The sequence below is a fragment of the Mesotoga sp. UBA5557 genome (assembly GCF_002425715.1).
Taxonomy (GTDB): Bacteria; Thermotogota; Thermotogae; order Petrotogales; family Kosmotogaceae; genus Mesotoga.
The window spans coordinates 197-5872 of the sequence record NZ_DIMV01000047.1 but is presented as its reverse complement, the minus strand read 5'-3'; the positions used below and the strand labels follow the sequence as shown (position 1 = coordinate 5872).

Here is a 5676-nt window from a genome sequence, read left to right as displayed (position 1 = left end):
CTTGTTCGCGGCATCGATCTTCGATGGTTGTGCTAAGAGCTTTGTTGCTTTGTCCAGCATCCTCCGAAAAGAGCTTTCTCTAATGGTCTTACCCATCACCCATACCTCACAACGCACCAACCATGAGCCCGACGCTGCGCGTACAGGGTATTGGTTCGTAAAAGAGTGTTGATCGTTCGTATTCAGCTCTAGATACGGAGTTTAAGTTCTCCCTTCCCATCATGCCAAACACACTTAATACGTCATTCTGAGCCTGACTCAGAATCTGCTTTCTCAACAGTAAGGAACGAGATTGCTTAATTTCGCTTTTCTGTCCTTTGAAACACTCTCACAGACTTTTATCTTTGATTTCTCGTTTAGTGTGAAAAATGGAGTCTGACCCTATTTAACTAAAGGGCTCCGCTTAACCTTTCTTTTCTGTCCTAAGAAATGCCCTCACAGATTTTTATCTTTGATTTCTCGTTTAGTGTGAAAAATGGAGTCTGACCCTATTTAGGCCCATTTAGAATGCTTCTTATGCAGTTCACACTGATCCGTCTGCAGAATTAGGAGTCTTACCCATTCATTTAGTAATTCAAGCAGGACTAGTTTCTGATCATTCCCTTGCAGTATTTTATGACTTTTTTCTCTCCAGTTTCTTTCCAGCAGGGTTCCTTGTGAGATAGAGATGAGAGCTGACTGCTTGTAAGGTGACCATATCTTTTCACAACCGTCTCGATGATCTCCTCTTCTTCGGCGAGCAAATGATCGGTCTTTGCCGTTCCTTTGATCATCACAGAGGCTTTCTTGCCTTCTTCGACCACTCCGGCTTCTTTAAGGTAAGAGACAACATCTTCATACTTCACGGGCGTAGGCCCATAGAGATTGGCAATATACCTGAGACCGGTAATGGATATCCCCCTTCTCTCGAATGATAGTGTATCGGAGTAGAACATAAGCTTGAACAATTTCATGTGATCCAGAGGTCCTATCTCGGAAAGGAAACGCCCCACGACTGCACTCAATGTTTTTCCTGAAAAGACCTTGAAGCCATTGAGGCACGATTCGGTATTTCCGTGAGCTTCAATAATCATACTCTCTCTAAGAGAAAGCCGGGATTCATTTCCAATGCTGGTCTTGCCGACTATTCTGTCTCGATCGTCCGGCGAGATCCTTCCCTGGACCGCAGCAGAATTGACAAAAGAGATGAAGTCCTCTCCGCCTGGAATTATGTGATTTGTGTAAGATCCGAGAAGCCTGTCTGAAAGAGCTCTGGAGCCGTCTTCAAGCTTAGAAACCAGGGACTTCGTCCTTCCCAGCAGGAGCGCTATCTCTTCTTGAGTGAGGTTCAGATTCTCTCTGGCTTTCCTGAGATCTTCCGCCGATGGGATGCAATGGACCTTCTCATAATCGTCCCAGATCTTCTTCCAGGCTTCATCGAGAGATCGGGCATCTACATATGAACTTCCACATTCATCACATTTATAGACATCGTAGGAAAGTCTGACTTGACTTCCCTTGAAACTCTCGATGCTCTCTTCCTTAGATAGGCGCATTTCCCTTCCACATTCGGGACATCTCATGAAAATCAACTCCCGTACTCTGCAAGATGCAAAGATAGACAGATCAGCCTTTCCTTAAAGCTATAACTCAGCTTGAAATAGACTTTGTCTTTGTATTCATAGTCTTCTGGGGCCAAAAATTCATCATCGGTAATATCAAGTTCTCTGAGTATTGATTCGAGCGGTAAGTATTTCCAGACGACAATCGTAAATGTATCTCTTTGATTATCATCCTTGATCTCATCGGGGCAGATATCGCTCGCCACCTTCCACGTGGCCTCAAGCACATCATAATGCTCTCTTATTCCTGACTTGTAGAAAGCATTCATCAGATCTATGTTCTTCTTCGCATCACTGAGCAAGTAGATATTGCATTCCCGGTTTTCAATAATCTCTTGTATTCTGTTCCTAAGCACATTGAAGAACAGCTTATTCATCATCAGATCCATGCTCTTCTCCTAGATTATATATTGTTTATGTCAACTTTGTCAACAAAAAACACTTTTGTCACGGTTCCATCGCTCAAGCGGTCCGAAAAGAATACATCCAAACGTTCACTGAATTCCAGCACTATCTTAGTGACATAGTTCTTATTCCGCGTCTCGATCGGCAATTCAGTTTGCCCAGTTTCTCGACCTTGCTTTATCGTAGATGCTCAGCTTACAGAAGATGCGAGTCTTGACAGCCGATTTGAATGAAATGTAAAAAGGCGAGTCTGCTACGAAAAAGAGTTATGCCTAATCTTCCGCACTCTCGCTGTAGTCCTCTAATACATCGTCCGAAAGATGTGCAAGATGAGAAAGAGAAGCTATCTCTCTTACGCTTTCGTACGAAAGGTATGTGCAGGTTTCAAACAAAGGGCCACGTTCTAGCAACGAAAAAACAGGTCTTTGCAGTTCTTGAAAGACCTTGTCCTTTCTGGAGAATGGAGCTACTATGTGAAGCTTAATGTCCATATTCGGCTGAAGCGCCAGCAGATCGGCCATTCTGAGAATACCGGAGTAGATTGAAGTAGTATGCTCTACCTCGAAAGCCCTCTTGATAGATCTTCCTTTCAACCACAGAACATCTATCTGCTCTATAGTCTTTAGGGTAGTCTCATCGTAATTAAGTGGTAGCCTATCCAGAATAGCCAGGTTGCGGGTCTTACATTCAGAAAGTACTCTGCTTTGGTCGTTTCTGGGAATCCATATCTTCATTCCCATCTTAGCGCCAATATCTGCCAGTAAGGCTTGAATCTTAATTGACTCGCGCACATCGGCTTGCTCAGTTATCGTTTCTTTATCTTCAGAGTCCTCGTCCGTTGGGACTGATACAGGTATGTCTTTATTTTCAACTCTGACTCTAGGTAGTAGATACTTCTTGTAGGCTTCGACGTCGTATGCGAACAACCTCCCGGAGTGTTCCTGATTTGATAGGACTGCTTCCAAGAACTCACCGTCTTCGTCATCCAGTCTAACAAGACTACCCCTGACCTTCCCGGTCCAGGCATTCGAGTTCGGCGGAAGGTCTCTGGTGAAGGATAATCCCTTCCATATCTCAGGCTCGTGTATTGGCAAGGCTTTCTCAACTTCTAACCAGACCAGTGGCTTGACTTTGAACCTTACTATAAACGGGTCGTTTGCTTCATAGAAACGGGGAGAATCATCAATAAAAGGCTTGCTGGTCACTTCTAGTACACCAATCCAGCGAGAGAGTCTGGTCAGGTAACATATAAGTTTATCCCCGATATTAACTTTGTTTGCCAAATTTCTGTGCCGTATACGAAATCCGGAAATAGTTCTATCTGACTTTGAAAAAGCTTCATATGTTTCTGGCGAAAACAGATCAATATAATACGCCATTTCAACCATCACCTGCCGGCCTTTTTCAATTCTTCTAAATCACCAGTGCCTTATCCTGCTGTTTGGAATATGTCTCTGTGTTTTTTTATTGGAAGATCCGATTATTCGCAAAGCTGGGTACCTTTAACACTATAATAGTCGATGTTACAAAACAGACCAAATACGCCAAAAATTCATCATCGGTAATATCAAGCTCTCTGAGTATTGACTCAAGCGGTAAGGATTTCCAGACAACAATCGTAAATGTATCTCTTTGATTATCATCCTAGAAGCGTCTTTATCGGATCTTCAGAATCATCTAGAATGTCGTCTTCGAATGTCAGCAGGTCGTCTTTAAGCTGAAGCATCTTCTCGTCCTTCGAAGAAGAGAGGAGTTCAATAATCTCATCAAACGTCTTCTTCCGTCTGCTTGCGTCGATCTCCTGGAGCATCTTCCATACTCTGTCGAACATGATCACTGTAATCACCCCCGGTGCTTTATATCTCTGCACTGAGAGCAGTCATCTCTCCTTTGGCTTCAACTTGAACACGATCACTTTGCGGAGATTGCCTTTGGTGTGCTGGCCCTCTCTACGAAATCATCGACATATTCCAGCTCTCCAAGGTATTTGACGAATCCTTTACTGACTTTCTGAAAGAATGTAGAGATTTCCCTTTCTCTCTTTGGGTTTTGATAGCCTTGTTACCTCTTACAAACTCCATATCGCCTTCTTGGCCTTCACCATAATAGAGAAAGTATCCATTCTCCCATCGATCGTTGTAACCGTACTCCTCTCCCGAAAAGCCTGTGAATATGAAAACCATGTCATGTTTGGCAGGATATGCTATCCCGCTCTGTCTATTCCCTCCATACTCTTCATGAATCAGCGATCGCTTGTAGACCTCGCCCTTCTTCAACTCCAAAGCTTCACCTCCTAGCCTGTTTCCGCTTTCAATTTCTCAACGATCTCCTTGTAGTTTTCGCGGCAGTATGACCTTCCGCCCAGAAGCTCCGAATTCTTCCTGCAGCTCCTTTTGATTCTGATCGATAACTCTTTGAATGTACATCAGCGGTTAGGATTGGAATCGAGTTCTTCCCGAACTTCTTCCCTATACTTCTGATATCTCTTGAATTCCAGACCGTAGCTCTCGGCCAATCTCTTTGCCTCAATAGGCAGCAGACCATCGACCAGAATAACTCCGTGACTGGCCCCGTGCTTCGAGAGAGAAGCGGCGAGACTCTGCACTTCGGACTTATGAATTTCATCATTGCCCTCTCTTATAGAGAAGACCGTCTTTTCTCCGAAGATCTCCGCGATAAGATCAACGGAGGAATAATCGCCCCTCGGAGGAAAATCACAGGAAACTCCGTAGCTCTCTAGAAAGTCCTTAAGTTCGAGAACGAGAAGGTTTCTGAGAGTCTTTACATTTCGTCCGGGCTTCAAATAACGTCTGATCCTGAACGAAACGAGATTCACAGCGATGATCTGCGCAACGAGCAGACCAATAACCACCTGATAAGGGATCACATAAGCAAGCGCAATGATTGCAGCCGACACCACCCACCAGTACTTCCTGAAGTAGTATAGAATCATAGGGTTTTTCCTGTCACTTCATGTCCACTTCGATCGAAATCCACTTCCACACCTCGTCTAGGAAACGCATCGAATATCAATTCAGCTATTCTTCAAAGAACCGCGAAATACCTCTTTATCTTCTGTGCCATGAGATAACGCCGCTCTTCAAGGAATTCCTCGTAGTCGTCTATTGTCATGTTCACAATATTATCAGGGATGCAGTTCATCTTCCAGTCTTGGAGAATTTCATCTTTGCAGGTAATGCCGCCATCTTGAAACCTCATTGAGTGATTCTCTCCGGTCGCATGTGCTTGCTCGATATCATAGAAAGTAATGAATATGGAAAAAGCGAGTCTGTCCCGGTTAAAGTTCCGTCCCGGTTAAAGTTCCATAAGAAAGGGAATCCCGGGGAGAATTATTTCCATGAGAACCCTGAGGGGTAATCTAGAGTGGAAAAAAAGGAAATATCCCATGGAGCCTAAAAGTCAGGGCGGCGTTTCCCATCGTTATTCTAGTAAAGCAGTAGCAAAAAGCCCCACCCGATATTTATCGCGTCTCGCCTTCGAGGTGTCCCCACAAGAACAATCCTCTCGCAATCTCCTTCTATTAATTTCAGCGCTTCTCTTCTCTCAATTCTCCAGCCTCACACGCATTACGGCTACTTGAGGATCGAGGATAACTACAGGGACTTTTCTGAGAGACTATTCATAGCGCGCTCGAGATGTTGTCTATAGG

Annotated in this window: 7 protein-coding genes; all 7 read right to left on the bottom strand. The window is 44.2% G+C overall.

Annotation, left to right across the window (positions count from 1 at the left end; genetic code table 11):
* Window positions 1–584 precede the first annotated feature (584 nt).
* On the bottom strand, window positions 585–1562 hold the full coding sequence (locus B3157_RS05980; protein WP_214061463.1) for a type II TA system antitoxin MqsA family protein: 978 nt from the start codon (window positions 1560–1562) through the stop codon (window positions 585–587).
* Window positions 1563–1567: 5 nt separating this feature from the next.
* Window positions 1568–1990 (bottom strand): hypothetical protein, encoded by a 423-nt coding sequence (locus B3157_RS05975; protein ID WP_214061464.1) that lies wholly within the window; start codon window positions 1988–1990, stop codon window positions 1568–1570.
* A 288-nt stretch (window positions 1991–2278) separates the two neighbouring features.
* The gene (locus B3157_RS05970) at window positions 2279–3211 is read right to left on the bottom strand and encodes a hypothetical protein (protein ID WP_214078763.1); all 933 of its coding nucleotides are present in this window, start codon (window positions 3209–3211) and stop codon (window positions 2279–2281) included.
* Window positions 3212–3645: 434 nt separating this feature from the next.
* Window positions 3646–3837, bottom strand: coding sequence for a hypothetical protein (locus B3157_RS05965; RefSeq protein WP_292589585.1), 192 nt, complete (start codon window positions 3835–3837; stop codon window positions 3646–3648).
* Window positions 3838–3955: 118 nt separating this feature from the next.
* Entirely contained in the window at window positions 3956–4288 is a 333-nt protein-coding gene (locus tag B3157_RS05960) for an HNH endonuclease (protein ID WP_292589583.1), read from the bottom strand.
* A gap of 143 nt (window positions 4289–4431) precedes the next feature.
* Window positions 4432–4959 carry a restriction endonuclease gene (locus B3157_RS05955; protein ID WP_292589581.1) on the bottom strand — a complete coding sequence of 176 codons (528 nt, stop codon included), beginning with the start codon at window positions 4957–4959 and terminating at the stop codon, window positions 4432–4434.
* Between the two features lie 92 nt (window positions 4960–5051).
* Entirely contained in the window at window positions 5052–5225 is a 174-nt protein-coding gene (locus tag B3157_RS05950) for a hypothetical protein (protein ID WP_292589579.1), read from the bottom strand.
* Between the last annotated feature and the right edge of the window lie 451 nt (window positions 5226–5676).

Excerpts from the sequence above, each read along its gene's own strand:
- B3157_RS05975 (WP_214061464.1), bottom strand. The coding sequence starts at position 1,990 with ATGGATCTGATGATGAATAAGCTGTTCTTCAATGTGCTTAGGAACAGA.
- B3157_RS05980 (WP_214061463.1), bottom strand. The coding sequence starts at position 1,562 with ATGAGATGTCCCGAATGTGGAAGGGAAATGCGCCTATCTAAGGAAGAG.
- B3157_RS05965 (WP_292589585.1), bottom strand. The coding sequence starts at position 3,837 with ATGTTCGACAGAGTATGGAAGATGCTCCAGGAGATCGACGCAAGCAGA.
- B3157_RS05950 (WP_292589579.1), bottom strand. The coding sequence starts at position 5,225 with ATGAGGTTTCAAGATGGCGGCATTACCTGCAAAGATGAAATTCTCCAA.
- B3157_RS05955 (WP_292589581.1), bottom strand. The coding sequence starts at position 4,959 with ATGATTCTATACTACTTCAGGAAGTACTGGTGGGTGGTGTCGGCTGCA.